The organism is Caballeronia temeraria (assembly GCF_001544795.2).
In the GTDB taxonomy this organism is placed as follows: Bacteria; Pseudomonadota; Gammaproteobacteria; order Burkholderiales; family Burkholderiaceae; genus Caballeronia; species Caballeronia temeraria.
The window spans coordinates 65,277-85,348 of sequence record NZ_FCOI02000014.1 but is presented as its reverse complement, the minus strand read 5'-3'; the positions used below and the strand labels follow the sequence as shown (position 1 = coordinate 85,348).

The 20,072-nt window shown below is 64.2% G+C and carries 21 protein-coding genes; 16 read left to right on the top strand and 5 right to left on the bottom strand.

What is annotated here, in order from left to right:
- Positions 1 to 25 precede the first annotated feature (25 nt).
- From moaA to AWB76_RS41030, 3 genes are all read right to left on the bottom strand, one after another.
- The gene (gene moaA, locus AWB76_RS20695) at positions 26 to 1,135 is read right to left on the bottom strand and encodes a GTP 3',8-cyclase MoaA (RefSeq protein ID WP_061162013.1); all 1,110 of its coding nucleotides are present in this window, start codon (positions 1,133 to 1,135) and stop codon (positions 26 to 28) included.
- 222 nt (positions 1,136 to 1,357) lie between these two features.
- On the bottom strand, positions 1,358 to 4,678 hold the full coding sequence (locus AWB76_RS20690) for an Rne/Rng family ribonuclease (protein ID WP_061162012.1): 3,321 nt from the start codon (positions 4,676 to 4,678) through the stop codon (positions 1,358 to 1,360).
- A 517-nt stretch (positions 4,679 to 5,195) separates the two neighbouring features.
- Positions 5,196 to 5,465, bottom strand: coding sequence for a hypothetical protein (locus AWB76_RS41030; RefSeq protein ID WP_157696171.1), 270 nt, complete (start codon positions 5,463 to 5,465; stop codon positions 5,196 to 5,198).
- Between the two features lie 120 nt (positions 5,466 to 5,585).
- Between AWB76_RS41030 and rluC the strand changes: the two genes are divergently transcribed.
- From rluC to AWB76_RS20670, 4 genes are read left to right on the top strand one after another with little or no spacing between them, the layout of a single operon-like run.
- Positions 5,586 to 6,584: a 23S rRNA pseudouridine(955/2504/2580) synthase RluC gene (rluC, locus tag AWB76_RS20685; protein WP_061162011.1), complete on the top strand. Its 999-nt coding sequence runs from the start codon at positions 5,586 to 5,588 to the stop codon at positions 6,582 to 6,584.
- The gene (locus AWB76_RS20680; RefSeq protein WP_061162010.1) at positions 6,585 to 7,244 is read left to right on the top strand and encodes an HAD-IA family hydrolase; all 660 of its coding nucleotides are present in this window, start codon (positions 6,585 to 6,587) and stop codon (positions 7,242 to 7,244) included.
- The gene (locus AWB76_RS20675; RefSeq protein ID WP_061162009.1) at positions 7,241 to 7,615 is read left to right on the top strand and encodes a Rieske (2Fe-2S) protein; all 375 of its coding nucleotides are present in this window, start codon (positions 7,241 to 7,243) and stop codon (positions 7,613 to 7,615) included. Before AWB76_RS20680 ends, AWB76_RS20675 begins: the two co-directional genes overlap by 4 nt.
- Positions 7,616 to 7,640: 25 nt before the next feature.
- On the top strand, positions 7,641 to 8,615 hold the full coding sequence (locus tag AWB76_RS20670) for a S49 family peptidase (RefSeq protein WP_061162008.1): 975 nt from the start codon (positions 7,641 to 7,643) through the stop codon (positions 8,613 to 8,615).
- Positions 8,616 to 8,618: 3 nt separating this feature from the next.
- Here the strand turns inward: AWB76_RS20670 and AWB76_RS20665 are convergent, their stop codons facing one another.
- Positions 8,619 to 9,338, bottom strand: coding sequence for an SAM-dependent methyltransferase (locus AWB76_RS20665; protein ID WP_061162007.1), 720 nt, complete (start codon positions 9,336 to 9,338; stop codon positions 8,619 to 8,621).
- Positions 9,335 to 9,955, bottom strand: coding sequence for a Maf-like protein (locus tag AWB76_RS20660; protein ID WP_061162006.1), 621 nt, complete (start codon positions 9,953 to 9,955; stop codon positions 9,335 to 9,337). Before AWB76_RS20660 ends, AWB76_RS20665 begins: the two co-directional genes overlap by 4 nt.
- A 301-nt stretch (positions 9,956 to 10,256) precedes the next feature.
- Between AWB76_RS20660 and AWB76_RS20655 the strand changes: the two genes are divergently transcribed.
- The 12 genes from AWB76_RS20655 to AWB76_RS20600 all read left to right on the top strand — a co-directional run bounded on the left by AWB76_RS20655 (position 10,257) and on the right by AWB76_RS20600 (position 20,067).
- Positions 10,257 to 10,880: a DUF177 domain-containing protein gene (locus AWB76_RS20655; RefSeq protein WP_061162005.1), complete on the top strand. Its 624-nt coding sequence runs from the start codon at positions 10,257 to 10,259 to the stop codon at positions 10,878 to 10,880.
- 119 nt (positions 10,881 to 10,999) lie between these two features.
- Positions 11,000 to 11,179 carry a 50S ribosomal protein L32 gene (gene rpmF / locus AWB76_RS20650; RefSeq protein WP_035501683.1) on the top strand — a complete coding sequence of 60 codons (180 nt, stop codon included), beginning with the start codon at positions 11,000 to 11,002 and terminating at the stop codon, positions 11,177 to 11,179.
- A 138-nt stretch (positions 11,180 to 11,317) separates the two neighbouring features.
- Positions 11,318 to 12,451: a phosphate acyltransferase PlsX gene (plsX, locus tag AWB76_RS20645; protein ID WP_061162004.1), complete on the top strand. Its 1,134-nt coding sequence runs from the start codon at positions 11,318 to 11,320 to the stop codon at positions 12,449 to 12,451.
- Positions 12,451 to 13,440 (top strand): beta-ketoacyl-ACP synthase III, encoded by a 990-nt coding sequence (locus AWB76_RS20640; RefSeq protein WP_061162003.1) that lies wholly within the window; start codon positions 12,451 to 12,453, stop codon positions 13,438 to 13,440. Before plsX ends, AWB76_RS20640 begins: the two co-directional genes overlap by 1 nt.
- Positions 13,441 to 13,571: 131 nt before the next feature.
- Positions 13,572 to 14,504, top strand: a complete 933-nt coding sequence (fabD, locus tag AWB76_RS20635) for an ACP S-malonyltransferase (protein WP_061162002.1) — start codon at positions 13,572 to 13,574, stop codon at positions 14,502 to 14,504.
- 11 nt (positions 14,505 to 14,515) lie between these two features.
- On the top strand, positions 14,516 to 15,256 hold the full coding sequence (gene fabG, locus AWB76_RS20630) for a 3-oxoacyl-ACP reductase FabG (protein WP_061162102.1): 741 nt from the start codon (positions 14,516 to 14,518) through the stop codon (positions 15,254 to 15,256).
- Between the two features lie 242 nt (positions 15,257 to 15,498).
- Complete coding sequence (gene acpP, locus AWB76_RS20625) at positions 15,499 to 15,738, top strand: acyl carrier protein (protein WP_004197638.1); 240 nt, start codon at positions 15,499 to 15,501, stop codon at positions 15,736 to 15,738.
- Between the two features lie 142 nt (positions 15,739 to 15,880).
- Entirely contained in the window at positions 15,881 to 17,119 is a 1,239-nt protein-coding gene (gene fabF, locus AWB76_RS20620) for a beta-ketoacyl-ACP synthase II (RefSeq protein ID WP_061162001.1), read from the top strand.
- Between the two features lie 31 nt (positions 17,120 to 17,150).
- Positions 17,151 to 17,606 (top strand): protein YgfX, encoded by a 456-nt coding sequence (locus AWB76_RS20615; RefSeq protein ID WP_061162000.1) that lies wholly within the window; start codon positions 17,151 to 17,153, stop codon positions 17,604 to 17,606.
- A gap of 96 nt (positions 17,607 to 17,702) precedes the next feature.
- A complete protein-coding gene (gene rpoE, locus AWB76_RS20610) occupies positions 17,703 to 18,302 on the top strand; it encodes an RNA polymerase sigma factor RpoE (protein WP_016345879.1) in 600 nt (199 codons plus the stop codon).
- A gap of 81 nt (positions 18,303 to 18,383) precedes the next feature.
- Positions 18,384 to 19,019, top strand: a complete 636-nt coding sequence (locus AWB76_RS20605) for a sigma-E factor negative regulatory protein (RefSeq protein WP_061162101.1) — start codon at positions 18,384 to 18,386, stop codon at positions 19,017 to 19,019.
- A 4-nt stretch (positions 19,020 to 19,023) separates the two neighbouring features.
- The gene (locus AWB76_RS20600; protein ID WP_061162100.1) at positions 19,024 to 20,067 is read left to right on the top strand and encodes a MucB/RseB family sigma factor regulatory protein; all 1,044 of its coding nucleotides are present in this window, start codon (positions 19,024 to 19,026) and stop codon (positions 20,065 to 20,067) included.
- The last annotated feature ends 5 nt before the right edge of the window (positions 20,068 to 20,072 follow it).

Sequence of the window (20,072 nt, the reverse complement as noted above, 5' to 3'; positions counted from 1 at the left end):
GTTCGGCACGAGCGATCCGCCGCGCTCAGCCGCCGATGTACGACATCTCGACGCGACGCGCATCGTCGTCGCGCGACGGTGCCGATGCGCTGCCTCGCAACTGCGAATAGCGGTCGCCGCGCGCTTGCCAGATTCGTGCGATGGCGGTCGCGACTTCCTCGTCGGTCGCGCCGCCGCGGATCAGACCGCGCAGATCGTGGCCGGCCACCGCGAAGAGGCACAGATAGAGCTTGCCTTCGGTCGAGAGCCGCGCGCGCGTGCACGAGTCGCAGAACGCGCGCGTGACGCTCGAAATCACGCCGATTTCGCCGCCGCCGTCACGATAGCCCCAGCGTTGCGCGGTTTCCGCGGCCGTATGCGCTTCGCGCGGTTCGAGCGGAAAGTGCGTGTCGATGCGCTCGACCACCTGCGCCGACGGCAGCACTTCGCTCATGTTCCAGCCGTTCGACGCGCCGACATCCATGTATTCGATGAAGCGCAGGATCGCGCCGCTGCCTTTGAAATGGCGCGCCATCGGCACGATTTCCTGGTCGTTCGTGCCGCGCTTCACGACCATGTTCACCTTGATCGGCGTGAGGCCGGCGTCTTGCGCCGCCTCGATGCCGTTCAGCACGTCGGCGACGGCGAAATCGGCGTCGTTCATGCGGCGAAAGAGCGAATCGTCGAGCGCGTCGAGGCTGACCGTGACGCGCGACAGGCCCGCGTCCCTCAGCGACCGGGCCTTGCGCGCGAGCAGCGAGCCGTTCGTGGTGAGCGTGAGATCGAGCGGGCGGCCGTCCGGCGTGCGCAACAGCGCGAGCCGCTCGATCAGATATTCGATGTTCTTGCGCAGCAGCGGCTCGCCGCCCGTCAGGCGAATTTTCTCGACGCCATGCGCGACGAATACGCGCGCGAGCCGCTCGATTTCCTCGAACGAGAGCAGGGCGGCATGGGGGAGAAACTGGTAATCCTTGTCGAACACCTCGCGGGGCATGCAGTACACGCAGCGGAAGTTGCAGCGGTCCGTCACCGAGATGCGCAGATCACGCAACGGGCGCGCGAGCGTGTCCGTGACCAGCCCGGACGGCGACGCCGCGGCGCCGGAGAAATCCGGGATCGCGCTGACATCGGCGAGAGGAATGATGCGTCGGGACATGATGATTCGGGGCTCGGCTTGGCCGCTGCGGCCTGTTCGAATAATGGTTGGATCGTTCCATTTTAGCGGAACCGGGGCATCGGCATGCACTGTCGCGAAGTGGCGGTTTTCCCGCGGTTCTGGCTTGGCTTGGCATGGGACGAAAAAAAACGCCATCGACCGGAATCGATGGCGTTTTCTGCTGCTGCCCGTTCGCCGGAGCAAACGGGGCACCCGAACGGCTTAGTGGACCTGCTTGCTGGTTTCCACTTGCTGCATCGGCGTGCTGTCGGCCGGCGGCAGCGCCTTGCGCTCGCGCGGCACGCGCACCGCTGCCGGCTCGCGCGCGGCGGCGGCGTTCGCTTCGCGCATCTTGCCTTCGTCGGTGTTCACCCAGACGAGACCCGCGCTCTCCAGCATCGGCTGAAGGGTTTCCACGGCGATCGGCGTCGACGTAGCAGGCGCGGCCGGGGCGGCAACCTTCACAGGCTCCGCGACGACAGCGACAGGCTCGTGGGCAACCACTTGCGCGCTTTCGACCGGAGCAACCGGCTCGACGGCCGTTGCCTCGGGCGTCGGCGCGACTGCGGCGGTCTTCACCGGCTCGGCGACTTCCGCCGGCGCGGCCACGACAGGCGCGACAGACTCGACGTGCTCGATCGGTGCCGGCGCGGGCGCCGCTTCGACAGGCTTGACCGCTTCGACGGGCTTCGGCTCTTCCGTCACGACGGGCGCGAACGGATCAGCCGTCTTCGTCTCGACGACCTTGGGCGACGGGCCGAACGGATTCTCGACCGCCGCCGGTTCGGGCTTGGCGAAGAGATCGAAGTTCGTCGGCTCGGGCGATTGCGCCTTCAGTTCGAACGGCTCGGCTTCGGCTGCCTTGGCAACCGGCGCTTCGTCGGCTGCGGCGGGCGCGTGCTCTTGCGGCTGCGCTTGCACCGGCTGAACGGCCGGCTGTTCCGCCGGGGTCTCGACCACTTGCTGCGGGGCAGGACGCGACTCGCGACGCGCGGCTGCTTCCTGCGCGGCTTCTGCGTCGAACACGCCGGCTTGCGCGGAGACGCTTTCCGCCGATCCTTCGGCTTCGGCGACGTCGGCCGCGTGATTCACCGTCATGCCGTCCTCATCGCGCTCGCGACGACCGCCACGACGGCCACGACGACGGCGGCGACGTTCTTCACCGTCACGCGCGCTGGCCAGATCCGATGCCGCATCGATGCCAGCTTGTTGCGCATCTGCGTTGGCTTGCGCCGCTTCGACGATCTCCGACGGCACCGTTTCGCCTTGCGTCAGCGCCTCGACGGCGGCTTCCGGTTGCGGCTTGCGGCGCTCGCCACGTTCCACGCGATCCGGGCGCTCACCACGCTCGGCACGTTCGCCGCGCTCGGCGCGTTCACCACGGTCGGGACGCTCGCGGCGTTCCTGACGTTCGGCGCCTTCCGGACGCGGCGCGGCGCGTTCCGCATTGCGATCGCGCGCTTCACGCGGCTCACGTGCCTCGCGCGGCTCGCGAACTTCACGCGGCTCACGCGCTTCGCGGGGTTCGCGTCCTTCGCGCGGTTCACGAGCCTCACGCGGTTCGCGGACTTCACGCAGTTCACGTCCTTCGCGTCCGCCACGCGCCTCGCGGTCCTCACGACGGCCGCCCTGGCGCGCTGCGCCGTTGCCGCCCGTAGCCGTTCCGGCTGCCGCAGCGCCTTCACGTCCGGCGCCGCCGCTACGGCGGTTGCGGTTGCGATCGCCGCCGCCGGTGCGTTCACCGCGCTCGCGCGGGGCGCGCGTCGCCGGTTGCGCTTCGACGGGCGCCGGTGCGGGTTGCGCAGCGGGCTGAATGCCGAACAGGTTCTTGATCCACGCGATGAAACCGCCGCTCGCCGGCACGGGCGCCGGAGCCGCCGCCGCCTCGACGGGCGCGGGCTTCACCGGCGCGCTCGGCGCCGGCTTCTCGGGCGTGATGCCCTTCACGGCCGCTTCCTGCTTCGGCTTCACTTCCTCGGTGCGCTTGCTGTAGCCGGTTTCCGACTCCAGCTCGCTCGCCGCTTCGACGGCCATCTTCCACGATGCGCGCGGTTCGTCCAGACGCGCATCGTCGTGACGCAGACGTTCCAGCTTGTAGTGCGGCGTTTCGAGATGCTTGTTCGGGATCAGGACGACATTGACCTTGAAGCGCGACTCGATCTTGTTGATTTCCGAGCGCTTTTCGTTCAGCAGGAAGGCGGTCACCTCGACCGGCACCTGGCAGTGGATCGCCGCGGTGTTTTCCTTCATCGCTTCTTCCTGAATGATCCGCAGCACTTGCAGCGCGGACGATTCGGTATCGCGGATATGGCCTGTGCCGTTGCAGCGCGGGCACGTCACGTGGCTGCCTTCGGAGAGCGCCGGACGCAGACGCTGACGCGACAGCTCCATCAGGCCGAAGCGCGAAATCTTGCCCATTTGTACGCGGGCGCGGTCGTGCTTCAGTGCATCTTTGAGACGTTGCTCGACTTCGCGCTGGCTCTTCGCCGACTCCATGTCGATGAAGTCGATCACGATCAGACCGCCCAGATCGCGCAGACGAAGCTGACGCGCGACTTCGTCGGCGGCTTCGAGATTGGTGCGCGTCGCGGTTTCCTCGATGTCCGCGCCCTTGGTCGCGCGCGCCGAGTTCACGTCGATGGCGACGAGCGCCTCGGTGTGATCGATCACGATCGCGCCGCCCGAGGGCAGCGGCACCGTGCGCGAATACGCCGTTTCGATCTGATGCTCGATCTGGAAGCGCGAGAAGAGCGGCACGTCGTCGTGATAGCGCTTCACCTTCGAGAGGTTGTCGGGCATCACGATATCCATGAAGGCGCGTGCCTGATCATGGATTTCGGTCGTGTCGATGAGGATTTCGCCGATATCCGGCTGGAAGTAGTCGCGAATCGCGCGGATGACGAGGCTCGATTCGAGGTAAATCAGCATCGGCTGGCCGCCGACGCCGCTCTGCGACGCGGCTTCGATCGCGCGCCACAGTTGCATCAGGTAGTTCAGATCCCACTGGAGCTCTTCCGCCGAACGGCCGATACCCGCCGTGCGCGCGATGATGCTCATGCCTTCCGGCAGTTCGAGCTGCGCCATGGTTTCGCGCAGTTCCTGCCGCTCGTCGCCCTCGATGCGGCGCGAGACGCCGCCGCCGCGCGGGTTGTTCGGCATCAGCACGAGGTAACGGCCGGCCAGCGAGATGAACGTGGTCAGCGCCGCGCCCTTGTTGCCGCGCTCTTCCTTCTCGACCTGAACGATGAGTTCCTGGCCTTCGCGCAGCGCGTCCTGGATGCGCGCGGAGCGCATCTCGACGCCGTCGCGGAAATACTGGCGGGCGACTTCCTTGAACGGCAGAAAGCCGTGGCGGTCTTCGCCGTAGTTGACGAAACAGGCTTCGAGCGACGGCTCGATGCGGGTGACGACTCCCTTGTAGATATTGCCTTTGCGCTGTTCGCGCCCGGCGGTTTCGATGTCGATGTCGATGAGCTTCTGCCCATCGACGATGGCGACGCGCAATTCTTCTTGCTGCGTCGCGTTAAACAGCATTCGTTTCATGAAACGGCTCCAGAATGGCTCCGTCCTCCCTCATCTTGCGAATCGGCGCCGGTGACGTGCGAACGTCACGCGCGCGAAGCGGGAAGGTGGGCGTGCCACGCTTTTTTGTGTGTTGTCACAAAGCACGCTGGAGCGGGACTTCTGGCGGGAGAATTGCCGAAAGCAGGCCGCGGCGCCCGAATTGGGGCAGCCTCGCCGTGGGGCGCATTGCGAAGCAACTGCGAGACGTTCGACGTGCCTTGCGGCTCGTGGCGAGGATAAACGGCGGCGCCTGCGGTTCCGCGTCTCAAAATGGACGCGCCAAACCGGCTGGCGCTCTTGCAAAAAGCCTGATTCCTCCCGACGGTGGCCGCGGGAAGAGCGGTCTCGCGCAAACCGGCGCGATGCTTCGTGACCGATCCTCTTTGCTGCCATGCCGCGACGGCGCGATTGCGGGCTCGACTTGTTTCTGTCGGCTCCCGTCGGCTCGCGGCCGTGTGTCTCGTCTCGTTTGCAGCGTCGTCGCGCTTCGCAGAAATCAGCGCAGCGGCGGTTTCGCCGGCAATTGTTCGCAAAAAACCGGCGAGCCTCGATTTGCCTTTTTCTCCCGCGCGGGTGGCAGGGTCGATTCGGGCTGGCATCCGGCTTTGCTTGCCGGGCGCCGTCGCTTCTCGCCGATAAAATTCTTTTTGACCAAAAATCCGTTACCGTCGGCGATCGACTCGACCGAACGCGCCTGTGGGCGCCGTCCTTGCCGGTGATATCGCCGTGCGTGCAACTCGCTGCTCTCGATTTTCCAGGTGAGCAACCGACCCTGGGCACAAGTAAAATAATGGTTTATCGCTTGCACCGTTACAGTCTGAACAATCGGGCCGCTGCTTGATCCTAAGCGTCGGCCTTTTCAGGCTGCTCGCAAATTATATTCAGAATGAATGAGTTAGGCAAAACATCCCATAAACAGGTCGCAAGCGAGCAGGTGTCGATGATCGAAGTCGACGAGACCGCCGCCGGTCAGCGGATCGACAACTTCCTGCTGCGCGTCTGTAAAGGCGTCCCCAAAAGCCATATTTACCGCATTCTTCGCAGCGGTGAAGTGCGCGTGAACAAGGGACGCATCGACGCGGCGTATCGGCTCGAACTTGGCGATCTCGTGCGCGTGCCGCCGATCCGCATCGCGCAGCAGGACGAGGCGCCGGTGTCGTCGAACGCGCCCGCCGCCGAATTCCCGATCCTCTTCGAAGACGACCACATGATCGTCATCGATAAACCGTCCGGCGTCGCGGTGCATGGCGGCAGCGGCGTGGCGTTCGGCGTTATCGAACAGCTGCGCAATGCGCGTCCGCACGCGAAATTCCTCGAGCTGGTGCATCGGCTGGACCGCGAGACGTCGGGCGTGCTGATGCTCGCGAAGAAGCGCGCGGCGCTCGTCGGGCTGCACGAGCAGATTCGCGAAAATCGCGTCGACAAGCGCTATTACGCGCTCGGCCACGGCGACTGGCAGAGTGATTGGGGCCGCCGGCGCATCGTGAAGGCGCCGCTGCATAAATATGTCGCGGCGGACGGCGAACGGCGCGTGCGCATTCAGGAGAACGGCCTGCCGTCGCATACGGTCTTCAATCTGATCGAGCGCTGGCGCGATTACGTCTGGGTCGAAGCTGAACTCAAGACCGGCCGCACGCACCAGATTCGCGTACATATGGCGAGCCTCGGCCTGCCGATTGCGGGCGATGCGAAATACGGCGATTTCGCTCTGAACAAGGAATTGGCCCGCCCGAGCGCGAAACCGTCGCTGAAACGCATGTTTTTGCATGCTTATCGCCTGAAAATTACACATCCTGCGACGGGCGAGCCGCTGCAATTCGAAGCGCCGCTGCCTGCGGAATGCAGGCGGTTCATCGAACAATTGAAAACCCAAGAGACAGACTAAATGGCGCGGCAGCAATTCGATCTGATCGTTTTCGACTGGGACGGCACGCTGATGGATTCGACCGTCCACATCACGCGCAGCATTCAGGCGGCGTGCCGCGACCTCGGGCTGCCGGTTCCCGCCGATGAATCCGCGAGCTACGTGATCGGCCTCGGCCTGAAGGACGCACTGCAAATCTGCGCGCCGACGCTCGATCCGTCCGATTACCCGCGCCTCGCCGAACGTTACCGCTTCCATTTCCTGACGATGGGCCAGAAGACCGAGCTCTTCGGCGGCGTGCGCGAGATGCTCCAGGAACTGCGCGAGCTCGGCTATTTTCTCGGCGTCGCGACGGGCAAGAGCCGCGTCGGGCTGAATCGGGCGCTCGACGAATCGCGGCTCACGAGCCTGTTCGACGGCACGCGCTGCGCCGACGAAACGTTCTCGAAGCCGCATCCCGCGATGCTTCAGGAGCTCACGCGCGAGCTCGGCCAGGATCTCGGGCGCACGGTGATGATCGGCGACACGACGCACGATCTGCAGATGGCGATCAACGCGGGCGCGGCGGGCATCGGCGTCGGCTACGGCGCGCATCCGGCGGATTCGCTCGCGGTGCTCAAGCCGCAGTTCTGCGCCGACAGCGTCGCATCGCTCGCCGGCTGGCTGCGGGAGCACGCATGAGCGAACCGGTGCGGGTATGTGCATCCGATGAACTCGTCGATGGCGGCGCGGGCGTGCGCGTGGCGGCCGCCGAAGCGAGCGGCGACGCCGTCGTGTTCTTCGTGCGCTACGGCGGCGAGGCGTTCGGCTATCTGAACCGCTGCGCCCATGTGCCGATGGAACTCGACTGGAACGAGGGCCAGTTCTTCGAAAGCTCGGGCCTATACTTGATGTGCGCGACGCACGGGGCGATCTACGAGCCGGATACCGGCAAATGCGTCGGCGGACCGTGCCGCGGCGCGCGTCTGCGGGCCGTCACGGTCGAAGAGCGCGACACGCCGGAAGGCCGCGCGGTCTTCTGGCTGCCCGACGAAGCCTTGCGTCCCGCCTGATTCCCTTTCCACACATTCACAACGCATGTCCGACAACCTTCCTCCGCGCCGTGACGACCGCCGTGACGACAACTGGGAGCGCGAGGCGCTCGAACGCATCGCGCTGGCCGCCATCCGCGAGCAGCGTGCGGCGCGGCGCTGGCGCATCTTTTTTCGCTTCGTGTTTCTCGGCGTCATTGCGCTGATCGCGTGGGGCGTGTTCGATTTCACCGGCGACCGCGTCGCGAAAGCGGGCAAGCACACGGCGCTGATCGATCTGCAAGGCGAAATCGCCGCCAACAGCGACGCCAGCGCCGACAACATCGACGATGCACTCCAGAGCGCGTTCGAGGACGAGAACACGGCGGGCGTGATTCTGCGTATCAATAGTCCGGGCGGCAGTCCGGTGCAGGCCGGCATCATCAACGGCGAAATCCGGCGGCTGCGCGCGAAGTATCCGAAAACGCCGCTCTACGTCGTCGTCGACGACATGTGCGCGTCGGGCGGCTATTACGTCGCGGCCGCGGCGGACAAGATTTACGTCGACCGGGCGAGCATCGTCGGCTCGATCGGCGTGCTGATGGACGGCTTCGGCTTCACCGGTCTGATGGACAAGCTCGGCATCCAGCGCCGCATGCACACGTCGGGCGCGAACAAGGGCGCCTTCGATCCGTTCTCGCCGGAAACGCCCGCGATGAACGCGCACGCGCAGGAAATGCTCGATCAGATCCACACGCAGTTCATCGACGCCGTGAAGCTCGGCCGCGGCAAACGTCTGAAGGACGATCCGGAGCTTTTCACCGGCATGTTCTGGACGGGCGAAAAGAGCGTCGAGCTCGGTCTCGCCGATGGTTTCGGCGACGCCAGCTACGTGGCGCGCGAGGTCATCAAGCAGCCGGATATCGTCGATTACACGCAGAAGGAGAGCATCGGCGAGCGTGTGGTGCGGCGCTTCGGGGCGTCGGCCGGCGATGCCGCCGTGCGCGCGCTCACGCTCGGCGGCAAGCTCCAGCTGCGCTGAGTTTTACGACGCCAGCAGAAGGAAAATCGCCGGACGCTTGTGCAGCTCCGGCGCAGCCTGCTTCTTCCAGTCCGCCGCCGTGCGCGTGACGATGGTTTCGCCCGGCAGCGTCAGATCGACAGCGACGCAAATTAGCGTCGACGGCGCGCAACCGGCGATAAGCGCATCGAGCATCGCGCGGTTCCGATAGGGCGTCTCAATGAAAATCTGCGTCTGATTGGCTTTGCGCGACAGTTGCTCCAGCTCGCGCAGGCGCTTGGCGCGCTCGCTAGCATCGACCGGCAGATAGCCGTTGAACGCGAAGCTCTGGCCGTTCATGCCTGAGGCCATCAGCGCGAGCAGGATCGAGCTCGGTCCGACGAACGGCACGACCTTCACGCCGCGTTGATGCGCGCGCCGCACGAGCAGCGCGCCCGGATCGGCGACGGCAGGGCAACCCGCTTCGGAGACGAGACCGGCGTCCGTGCCCGCGAGAATCGGCGCAAGCAGCTTGTCGATGTCGGCGGGCGGCGTGTTCACGTTCAACTCGCGCACCTCGATTTCCTGTATGGGCCGCTCCGTGCCCACTTTCTTCAGAAACGCGCGCGTGGTTTTCGCGTTTTCGCCGATGTAGTAAGCGAGCGCGGCCGCCTGCTGGCGCACCGGCACGGGCAGGACGTGTGCGAGCGCGTCGGCATCGCCTTCGCCGAGCGTATTCGGGATCAAATAGAGCGTGCCGCTCATGCCGCCTCCAGGATCGGATATCCAGCGTTCACGAGCATCCCGGTCAGCGCGATCAGCGGTAAGCCGATGAGCGCCGTCGGGTCGTCCGATTCGATCGCTTCGAGCAACGCGATGCCGAGTCCCTCGGCTTTGGCGCTGCCGGCACAGTCATATGGCATTTCCGCGCGCAAGTAGGCTTCGATCTGCGCATCCGAATAGCGGCGAAACCGCACGCGCGTGACGATATCGGCGGATTGCGCGTCGCCCGTGCGGCTGTCGAACAGACAAAGCGCGCTGTGGAATTCGACGCTGCGGCCGCGCATCGCCTGAAGCTGCGCGACTGCTTTTTCGTGCGTGCCGGGCTTGCCGATCTGCTGGCCGTCGAAAGTCGCGACCTGATCGGAGCCGATCACGAGCGCGCTCGCGTGGCCATCGCCAATTCGCCCGGCGGCGGCGCGCGCCTTGGCGATCGAAAGCCGCACGGCGGTTGTCTCGGGCGTTTCGCCGGCAAGCGGGGTTTCGTCGATATCGGGCGAAACGACGTCGAACGGAATGCGCAGACGCCCGAGCAGCTCGCGCCGGTAAGGTGAACTGGACGCCAGAATCAGGCGCGGCGGCGTTTTTGGAGCTTCGGACATGGAACGAGTTCGGCAAAAATGGGTGTAAAAACGACGGGCTGCGGTTCAGCCCTTAAGTATTTGACTCGAAAGAACAAAGCCGATATGATTTTGGGCTTTTCATCGGTACGTGCGCGGGCGAACCCCGTCCGTTCTGGTCCGATGAACCGGTGAGGCCCCGTCAGAGCCAGAAAACACGAGTGAGCACGAATGCCGCCCGGATGCAAATTCGGGCAAGCCACGCCTGCATCGAAGCTGCATCGCGGTGCATACTGAGCACTCACCGGAAGCACTAACCAGCAAGGCCCAAGCAGGAGCGCACATGACTCAGAATCCTGGCAAACCTGTGAGCCCCGCCGATCTGCGCGCGCTCGACATTTACGAATTCGCCAAGAGCGGCAGGCAGGCGGCCGGCGCGCTGCGCGTGTCGCAGATGCCGCGCATGTTAGCCGAAGTGCCGGCGGATGTGCCAGAGCGCGACGCCGTATTTACCTGGCAGGGCGAGGGCTCGACCCAGCCGGAACTGCAGGACGACGGCACGGACGCGCCGCAGCCGTATCTGCGTCTCGCGGTGCACGGCTCGGTGTGGCTCACGTGTCAGCGCTGCCTTCAGCCGTATTCGCAACATCTCGATGTCGATGCAACGTATCGGATCGTGGCGACGGAAGAAGAAGCGGACGAATTTCCGCTCGACGACGATGAAGTCGAAGTGATCGTAGGCTCGCGCCAGTTCGATCTCGTCGACTTGATCGAAGAGGAGTTGTTGTTGTCCTTGCCGCTCGTGCCCAAGCACAACGTGTGTCCCGAGACGCACGAAAGTCTGCTTCCGGGCGCGGCGGACGACGAGACGGATGAAAGCAGTGCAGCGGACGAGGACGAGAAGCCGAATCCTTTTGCCGTGCTGGAGAAGCTCAAACAGGGCGGCTCCGACGACAAGAAGCACTGAAATGGTTTTGTAGCACGCAACAAACTGGTAGCGCGATGTGCGCACCCGATGGCCGAACGGCCGAGGGCTGTCGGCGGATCGGGCTGTGTTAGAATTCGCAAAATTTTTCTGGAGTAATCATGGCAGTTCAGCAAAACAAGAAGTCGCCGTCGAAGCGCGGCATGCACCGTTCCCACGACTTCCTCACGACGGCTCCGCTGGCTGTCGAGCCGAGCACGGGTGAAGTGCATCTGCGCCACCACGTGAGCCCGAACGGCTACTATCGTGGCAAGAAAGTCATCAAGACGAAGAACGACTAAGCGTTCGTTGACGCTTGATGCGCCCGCTGAATCCGTTCCGCGGGCGCGCGGGCTCAATTCGCTCTTGATACTTTCCCGGTACGACGAGAAGGCGGCATTTCACTGCCGCTTTTTTGTGTCCGAAATTCGTCGCGTTCCATGACTGTAAAGATAACCATCGACTGCATGGGAGGCGACCACGGTCCGGCCGTGACCGTTCCCGCTGCCGTCAGTTTCGTGCGCTCGCATCCCGACGCGCACCTGATGCTCGTCGGCCTCGAGCAGCCCATCCGCGCGCAGCTCAAGAAGTGCAAGGCTTCCGACGAGCCGCGTCTGTCCGTCGTTCCCGCGAGCGAAGTTGTCGCGATGGACGATCCGGTCGAAGTCGCGCTGCGCAAGAAAAAAGATTCGTCGATGCGCGTCGCGCTCAACCTCGTGAAAGAGGGCGAGGCGCAGACCTGCATTTCCGCCGGCAACACCGGCGCGCTCATGGCGGTCTCCCGCTATGTACTGAAGACGCTCGCCGGCATCGAACGCCCGGCCATCGCGTTCGCCATGCCGAGCCAGAAGGGTTACACCACCGTGCTCGACCTCGGCGCCAATGTCGATTGCGAACCCGGGCATCTGCTGCAGTTCGCCGAGATGGGCCACGCGCTCGTTTCCGCGATCGAAGGGCGCGAGCGGCCGACCATCGGTCTGCTCAACATCGGCGAAGAAGTCATCAAGGGCAACGAAACGATCAAACGTGCGGGCGAGCTGTTGCGCGCGAGCACGCTCAACTTCTACGGCAACGTGGAAGGCAACGACATCTACAAAGGCACGACCGATGTCGTCGTGTGCGACGGTTTCGTCGGCAATGTCGCGCTGAAGACCTCCGAAGGTCTCGCGAAGATGCTCGCCGACATGATCAAGGAAGAGTTCAGCCGCAACTTCGCCTCCAAGCTGATGGCGCTCGTTGCGCTGCCCGTGCTCAAGCGTTTCAAGAAGCGTGTCGATCCCGCGCAATATAACGGCGCGGCGTTGCTGGGCCTGCGCGGACTCGTTATCAAAAGTCACGGTTCGGCCGAGGCCTTCGGGTTTGAGTGGGCTATCAAACGCGGGTATGATGCCGTCAAAAATGGCGTGCTTGAACGCCTGGTGCGCGCGATGGAAGAGAATGCTCCCGCCGCGCGCGAGGCGGACGCCGACGCTCCCGCGCCGGCGGATCAAGGGACCCAGCAGCCCGCTTCACAGCCAAACTCGCAGCCGAACCCGCCGGGCGAGTCCGGTACTGCGCTACATTCGAAGGCATAATGGCTCAATCCAATCTTTACTCTCGCGTGCTCGGCACCGGCAGCTATCTGCCGTCCGAGCGTGTCACGAATCAGGACTTGGCGGACCGTCTGGCTAAGCAGGGCGTCGAGACCAATGATGAATGGATCGTCGCGCGAACCGGCATTCACGCACGCCACTTCGCGGCGCCGGATCAAACCACGAGCGATCTCGCGCTGATTGCGTCGCAAAAGGCGATCGAAGCGGCGGGCATCGATCCGCAGGCAATCGATCTGATCATCGTCGCGACCTCCACGCCGGACTTCGTGTTTCCGAGCACCGCGTGCCTGCTGCAGAACAAGCTCGGCATCAAGAACAATGGCGCCGCTTTCGACGTGCAGGCGGTGTGCTCCGGCTTCGCGTACGGCGTCGCGACGGCGGACAGCTTCATTCGCAGCGGCATGAACCGCACGGCGCTCGTCGTCGGTGCGGAGACGTTCTCGCGCATCCTCGATTTCAACGATCGCACCACGTGCGTGCTGTTCGGCGACGGCGCGGGCGCGGTCATCCTGCAGGCGTCCGACGAGCCGGGCGTGCTGTCGAGCGCGCTGCACGCGGACGGCAGCTATTCCGACATTCTCTGCACGCCGGGCAACGTGAACGGCGGCGTGGTTCAGGGCAGCGCCTTCCTGCACATGGACGGCCAGGCCGTGTTCAAGCTCGCGGTCAACGTGCTCGAAAAGGTCGCGCTCGAAGCGCTCGACAAGGCGCAGCTCACGCCGGACGACATCGACTGGCTGATTCCGCATCAGGCGAATATCCGCATCATGCAGAGCACGGCGCGCAAGCTGCACCTGCCGCCGGAGCGCATGGTCGTGACGGTCGGCGAGCACGGCAACACGTCGGCGGCATCCATTCCGCTCGCGCTCGACGTCGCGGTGCGCGACGGCCGCATCAAGCGCGGCGACAACATTCTCATCGAAGGCGTGGGCGGCGGCTTCACGTGGGGCGCGTCGGTCATCCGCTACTGATCCGCTGCTTAATCGCTGCTCAAATCCCTCTACCTATTCGTAACTGATCCCTCTTCATCGCCGACCCCGCGCGCTCGCGTAGCGCGCGGTCCGTGAGGACATCGCGGATCATTCCAATCAACGAGGACGATATGAAATTTGCGTTCGTTTTCCCCGGACAGGGCTCGCAGTCCATCGGCATGCTCAACGCTTTCGCCGATCACGCCATCGTGCGCGAGACCGTGCAACAAGCCTCCGACGCGCTCGGCCAGGATCTCGGCAAGCTGATCGCCGAAGGCCCGGCAGAAGAACTCAATCTGACGACGAACACGCAGCCCGTCATGCTGACGGCGGCGTTTGCGATCTATCGCGTGTGGGAAAAGGAAACAGGTCTGAAGCCGGCGCTGGTCGCGGGGCACAGCCTCGGCGAATACACCGCGCTCGTCGCGGCGGGCGCGCTCGCATTCGCGGACGCCGTGCCGCTCGTGCGCTTCCGCGCGCAGGCGATGCAGAACGCGGTGCCGGTCGGCGAAGGTGGCATGGCCGCGATCCTCGGTCTCGACGACGACACCGTGCGCGCCGTGTGCGCGGAAGCATCGTCGGCGGGCGTCGTCGAAGCGGTGAACTTCAATGCGCCCGCGCAGGTGGTCATCGCCGGTTCGAAGGCGGCTGTCGAGAAGGCGTGCGAAGTCGCGAAGGCGAAGGGCGCAAAACGCGCGCTGCCGCTGCCGGTTTCCGCGCCGTTCCATTCGTCGCTGCTCAAGCCCGCATCGGATCAATTGCGCGAGTATCTCGCCAAGGTCGACGTGAAGGCGCCGCAGATTCCGCTGATCAATAACGTTGACGTCGCGATCGTCTCCGATCCCGCCGCGATCAAGGACGCGCTCGTGCGCCAGGCCGCCGGTCCGGTGCGCTGGGTCGAATGCGTGCAGGCGATGGCGAAGGACCGCATCACGCACGTCGTCGAATGCGGTCCGGGCAAGGTGCTCGCGGGTCTGACGAAGCGCATCGACGGCAACCTCGTCGGCGGCTCGATCTTCGATCCGGCATCGCTCGAGGAAACGCGCAAACTGATCGCAGGCTAAGGATGAACAACATGACTCTGGAAAACCAGGTAGCAATCGTCACGGGCGCGTCGCGTGGCATCGGACGCGCGATCGCGCTCGAACTCGCGAAGCAGGGCGCCACCGTCATCGGCACGGCGACGAGCGAAAGCGGCGCGGCGGGCATCAGCGAAGCGTTGCAGCAGGCAGGCGGCAAGGGACGCGGCGCGGTGCTGAACGTGAACGACGCGGCGGCGGCGGATGCGTTCATCGACGGCATCGTGAAGGAGTTCGGCGCGCTCAACGTGCTCGTCAACAACGCGGGCATCACGAAGGATCAGCTCGCGATGCGCATGAAGGACGACGAATTCGACGCCGTCATCGACACCAACCTGCGTGCAGTGTTTCGTCTGTCGCGCGCGGTGCTGCGCCCGATGATGAAGGCGCGCGGCGGCCGCATCATCAACATCACGTCGGTGGTGGGTTCGTCGGGCAATCCCGGACAGGCCAACTACGCGGCGGCGAAGGCCGGCGTCGCGGGCATGACTCGCGCGCTCGCACGCGAGATCGGCAGCCGCGGCATCACGGTGAACTGCATCGCGCCGGGTTTCATCGACACGGACATGACCAAGGTCCTGCCGGAAGAGCAGCGCACCGCGCTCACCGCGTCTATCCCGCTTGGCCGACTGGGCGCGCCGGAAGATATCGCGCATGCTGTGGCGTTCCTGGCCTCGCCGTTCGCCGGCTACATCACGGGCACGACGTTGCACGTGAACGGCGGCATGTACATGTAATAGGCATTTCGCTGAATTTCGCTTAATATCCGCGCCGGGACGGGCGCGCAAAATGCTCGAAAAGGCATGGTGCGCACCGCTTTCGCGCGGCAGTGAAGAATCGATGCAATGCCGGCAGCCGCCCCCTTGATGAAGGGCATGGCACGGCGGAGCATGGAACTGACGCGTCGTATTTTGCGGGTCCAAACCTGATAAAATGCGCGCACTTGTATTTTTGAACTTTTTTCCCCTCGGAGGGCTGCATGGACAACATCGAACAGCGCGTGAAGAAGATCGTCGCCGAACAACTGGGCGTGGCGGAAGCCGAAATCAAGAACGAAGCATCGTTCGTGAACGATCTGGGCGCTGACTCGCTCGATACGGTCGAACTCGTGATGGCGCTGGAAGACGAATTCGGCATGGAAATTCCCGATGAAGAGGCCGAAAAGATCACCACGGTTCAGCAAGCGATCGACTACGCTCGCGCGAACGTCAAGGCCTAAGGCCGGACGCGCCAGCGACTCATCGCTCAACCAGCTGATGCATCGTCGCTGCAAACCGATTTGACAGCCACAGGGCACACAGGGCGTTTCCTGTGGCCGCTGTGGCTTTTGTTTTTCGTCATTCTATGGATAAGGGGTTACCGTGAGCCGTCGTCGAGTTGTTGTTACAGGCCTGGGGCTCGTTTCGCCTGTCGGCAATACTGTTGCCGACGGCTGGGCCAATCTGGTCGCGGGCAAGTCGGGCATCGCCAATATCACGAAGTTCGATGCGACGAACTTTTCCACGCGTTTCGCCGGTGAGGTGAAGGGCTTCAATATCGAGGACTACATGCCCGCCAAAGAGGCGCGCCATATGGATACGTTCATCCATTATGGTTTTGCCGCGGGCGTGCAGGCCATGCAGGACAGCGGCCTCGAAATCACCGATGAAAACTCGGAGCGCGTGGGCGTCGTGGTCGGCTCGGGCATCGGCGGACTGCCGATGATCGAAGTCACGCAGACCGAGCTGCTCAATCGCGGCCCGCGCCGCATTTCGCCGTTCTTCGTGCCGGCGTCGATCATCAATATGATCTCCGGCCATCTGTCGATCCGCTTCGGCCTGAAAGGCCCGAACCTGTCGATGGTCACCGCCTGCACGACCGGCCTGCACTGCATCGGCGAGGCATCGCGCCTGATCGAATACGGCGACGCCGACGTCATGATCGCGGGCGGCGCGGAAGCCACGGTTTCCCCGCTCGGCATCGGCGGCTTCGCGGCGGCGCGCGCGCTTTCGCAGCGCAACGACGATCCCGCGACGGCGAGCCGTCCGTGGGACACCGACCGTGACGGTTTCGTGCTTGGCGAAGGCGCGGGCGTGATGGTGCTCGAAGAGTACGAGCACGCGAAGAAGCGCGGCGCGAAGATCTACGCGGAAGTGCTCGGCTACGGCATGAGCGGCGACGCGTATCACATGACCGCGCCGCCCGAAGACGGCGACGGCGGCCGCCGTGCGATGGTCAACGCGATGAAGAACGCGCGCGTCAACGCCGACGAAGTGAACTACGTCAACGCGCACGGTACGTCGACGCCGCTCGGCGACATCGCCGAGACCATCGGCATCACGCGCGCGCTCGGCGATCAGGCGAAGAAGGCCGTCGTGAATTCCACCAAGTCGATGACCGGCCACCTGCTGGGCGGCGCGGGCGGCCTGGAGTCGGTGTTCACCGTGCTGGCGATCCACAACCAGGTGTCGCCGCCGACCATCAACATCTTCAACCAGGATCCGAAGTGCGACCTGGACTACTGCGCGAACACCGCGCGGGAAATGAAGATCGACGTGGCGGTGAAGAATTCGTTCGGCTTCGGCGGAACGAACGGCTCGCTCGTCTTCAAGCGCCACTGAGCACGGCGCGCTCGTCATCACGGGGATCGACATGGCGGGCGCGTGTGTGAATCGGCCGCATCGTGACGCAGGCGTCGCGCTGCGGCCGTCGCGTTTTTTGCGGGGCGCGATGCTCGGATTCGCGGGCGTCGCAAGCGCGTCGGTGTTCCAATGCGTTTTCGCGCACACGGAGCACGCGGGGCATGCCGCCGTGGCCTGCGCGGTCACGCTGGCGGCGCTCGGGCTGGCGTCGTACCGGTGGATGCGCGCTCAGCCCTCGGCGATCAGTCTGTCTTCCGGCGGCGTCACGGTCTGGAATCGCACTGGCGCAATGCGGCATACGCGTATCGCGGGATGCGCGCAGTGGAGCGGCAAGCTCCTCGCGCTGACACTTCTCGACGCACGCGGGCGGCGCGAAACGCTCGTCGTTGCCGCCGATTCCATCGACGCCGACACCTTCCGTCAGCTTTCAGTCGAGGCCCGGCGCGCCGCTGCGTCCCACCTGTAACGACTGTAACGGCGCATGAGCGTTCCGGTTGCCTTACAGGCGGTAACGCTACAATAGCCGTCCGCGCAACACCCCCAAGTTAAACGGATTTCCCAGGTGAGCGAAAAAGAAATCGACCAATTGCTGGTCGAACGTGTCCAGAAGGGTGACAAGGCCGCGTTCGAACTGCTGGTCGCCAAATACCACCGCAAGATCATTCGACTGATCTCGCGCCTCGTGCGCGACCCCGCCGAGGTCGAGGACGTCGCTCAGGACGCCTTTATCAAGGCTTATCGTGCGCTGCCGCAGTTTCGCGGCGAATCGGCGTTCTATACCTGGCTCTACCGGATTGCCGTCAATACGGCAAAGAACTATCTTGCAACTCAGGGCCGCCGCGCTCCCACTTCTACCGAAGCCGATGCAGAAGAAGCGGAAACTTTCTCCGACGCGGACCAACTAAGGGATATCAACACGCCCGAGTCGATGTTGATGAGCAAGCAGATCGCTCAGACCGTCAACGCCGCCATGGCGTTGCTGCCTGAGGAACTGCGCACCGCCATCACGCTTCGGGAGATTGAAGGACTGAGTTACGAGGAAATCGCCGAAATGATGAATTGCCCTATCGGCACCGTCAGATCGAGAATTTTTCGTGCTCGCGAAGCCATTGCGGCAAAATTGCGTCCGTTGTTGGACACTCCCGAAGGTAAGCGCTGGTAAGCAGCGAAAATCCTCGGGGCAAGGGCGCGATATCTGGGTTGGTGGTGTCACAACGGGGTGTGGTCAAAGATGGGGAGCATCATGGGGTCGGTCTCGATGCAAAATCAAACACAGGCGGGTGCGCGCGGCGAGCGCATGTCGACGTTCGTCGACGGTGAATCGCTGGATGAAATTGGCAGCATCGGCCAGTTTCTCGCGGACCTGAAGAGCGACGAACGCGCGGCGTGGTCGGAATATCACCTGATCGGCGACGCCCTGCGCTCCGACGATCTCGCGATCAGCCCCGCGCGCAGCAGCGCGTTCATGGCCGCTTTCTCCGCACGTTTCGAAGCCGAGGCGCACGTGCTCGCGCCGGCGGCACTGCCGGCCGTGGCGGGGAAAGCGCGTGGCGGCATGTTGCGCCGTCGCGTGATGCCGGCCTTCGCGGTCGCCGCGGCGGCGGCCACGCTGACGTGGATCGTCGTGCCGCAACTGCAGGGCGTGGACAGCCATTCCGGCGCGCAGGTGGCAAGCGTCGCACCGGCGGACTCGGTGCAGCGCGTGGCGCTCGCGTCGGTGCCGGCGGCAACTACGCGTGCGCCGATCGTCGAGGCGAACATCATCCGTGACGCGAATCTCGATCAATATCTCGAAGCGCATCAGCAGTTCTCGCAACAGCCCTCGATGCCCGGTTCCATGCCTCTGATCCGCGCGGCTGTCACAACGCAAGGCCAATAATTTGATGCTGAGTGTGCGGTTGAATAAAACAAGATATTGGGGGCGGCTGCCGGCGTTGATGCTCTGCGCAGCCGCGTTGTTGACAGCGGCAACCAGCTCGTTCGCCCAAGGCGACGATCCCGCCGCTGCCCGCAAGACAGCCGCCGCTCTGCTCAACCGCATCCACGAAGCGGCCCAGCAGCAGAATTACGAGGGCACCTTCGTCTATCAACGTGGCGCGACGGTGCAGTCGTCGCGCATCACGCATGTCGCCACCCGTGGTGACGGCGAATACGAATCGCTTGAAAGTCTCGACGGCGCGCCGCGCAAGATGCTGCGCCACGATGACGACATGTTTACGTTCGTGCCCGAGCGCCATTTGCTCGTGGTCGAGCATCGGCAGAACCGGGATTCGTTCCCGGCGCTGCTGTCGACGAGCGGCGATCAGGTGCTGTCCGTCTACGAGCCGAAGCTGCTGGGCACGGATCGCGTTGCCGGCATCGAAAGTCAGGTGCTGGAGCTGGATCCGAAAGATTCCTATCGTTTTGCCTACAAGCTTTGGGCCGACGCGAAAACCGGCTTGCTGCTGCGCGCGCAAACGCTCGATCCGGACGGTCAGGTGCTCGAGCAGTTGTCGTTCTCGCAGGTGCGCATCGGCGGGCCCGTCGACAAGGCGCCGATTGCGAACGGCATTCGCAGCACGTCGGGCTGGACCATCGTGCGTCCGCCGGTGCAACCGGTCGACATGGAAGCCCAAGGCTGGCAACTGACGCCGAATATCGCGGGCTTTCGCAAGATTCGCGAACTGCGCCGTCCGATGGCGTCGAGCCAGCAAGGCCAGCCGCCGATTCCGGTCGATCAGGCCGTGTTCTCGGACGGCCTCGCGACGATCTCGGTGTTCGTGGAGCCGGTGGAGAAAAGTACGCGCAAGGAAGGCGCGGGGAACAGCGGAGCGACCCACGTGCTCGTGAAGCGTCGCGGGGATTTCTGGATCACCTTGCTGGGTGAAGTGCCGCAAGCCACATTGCAGCAATTTGCTTCTACCATAGAATACAAGCCTTCCAAGTAATCCAG

Excerpts from the sequence above, each read along its gene's own strand:
- AWB76_RS20670 (WP_061162008.1), top strand. The coding sequence starts at position 7,641 with ATGTCCGACAACCTTCCTCCGCGCCGTGACGACCGCCGTGACGACAAC.
- rluC (WP_061162011.1), top strand. The coding sequence starts at position 5,586 with ATGAATGAGTTAGGCAAAACATCCCATAAACAGGTCGCAAGCGAGCAG.
- AWB76_RS20690 (WP_061162012.1), bottom strand. The coding sequence starts at position 4,678 with ATGAAACGAATGCTGTTTAACGCGACGCAGCAAGAAGAATTGCGCGTC.
- rpmF (WP_035501683.1), top strand. The coding sequence starts at position 11,000 with ATGGCAGTTCAGCAAAACAAGAAGTCGCCGTCGAAGCGCGGCATGCAC.
- moaA (WP_061162013.1), bottom strand. The coding sequence starts at position 1,135 with ATGTCCCGACGCATCATTCCTCTCGCCGATGTCAGCGCGATCCCGGAT.
- AWB76_RS20600 (WP_061162100.1), top strand. The coding sequence starts at position 19,024 with ATGCTGAGTGTGCGGTTGAATAAAACAAGATATTGGGGGCGGCTGCCG.
- AWB76_RS20680 (WP_061162010.1), top strand. The coding sequence starts at position 6,585 with ATGGCGCGGCAGCAATTCGATCTGATCGTTTTCGACTGGGACGGCACG.
- fabG (WP_061162102.1), top strand. The coding sequence starts at position 14,516 with ATGACTCTGGAAAACCAGGTAGCAATCGTCACGGGCGCGTCGCGTGGC.
- AWB76_RS20655 (WP_061162005.1), top strand. The coding sequence starts at position 10,257 with ATGACTCAGAATCCTGGCAAACCTGTGAGCCCCGCCGATCTGCGCGCG.
- acpP (WP_004197638.1), top strand. The coding sequence starts at position 15,499 with ATGGACAACATCGAACAGCGCGTGAAGAAGATCGTCGCCGAACAACTG.
- AWB76_RS20660 (WP_061162006.1), bottom strand. The coding sequence starts at position 9,955 with ATGTCCGAAGCTCCAAAAACGCCGCCGCGCCTGATTCTGGCGTCCAGT.
- AWB76_RS20615 (WP_061162000.1), top strand. The coding sequence starts at position 17,151 with ATGGCGGGCGCGTGTGTGAATCGGCCGCATCGTGACGCAGGCGTCGCG.
- fabD (WP_061162002.1), top strand. The coding sequence starts at position 13,572 with ATGAAATTTGCGTTCGTTTTCCCCGGACAGGGCTCGCAGTCCATCGGC.
- AWB76_RS20605 (WP_061162101.1), top strand. The coding sequence starts at position 18,384 with ATGGGGTCGGTCTCGATGCAAAATCAAACACAGGCGGGTGCGCGCGGC.
- AWB76_RS20640 (WP_061162003.1), top strand. The coding sequence starts at position 12,451 with ATGGCTCAATCCAATCTTTACTCTCGCGTGCTCGGCACCGGCAGCTAT.
- plsX (WP_061162004.1), top strand. The coding sequence starts at position 11,318 with ATGACTGTAAAGATAACCATCGACTGCATGGGAGGCGACCACGGTCCG.
- AWB76_RS20675 (WP_061162009.1), top strand. The coding sequence starts at position 7,241 with ATGAGCGAACCGGTGCGGGTATGTGCATCCGATGAACTCGTCGATGGC.
- AWB76_RS20665 (WP_061162007.1), bottom strand. The coding sequence starts at position 9,338 with ATGAGCGGCACGCTCTATTTGATCCCGAATACGCTCGGCGAAGGCGAT.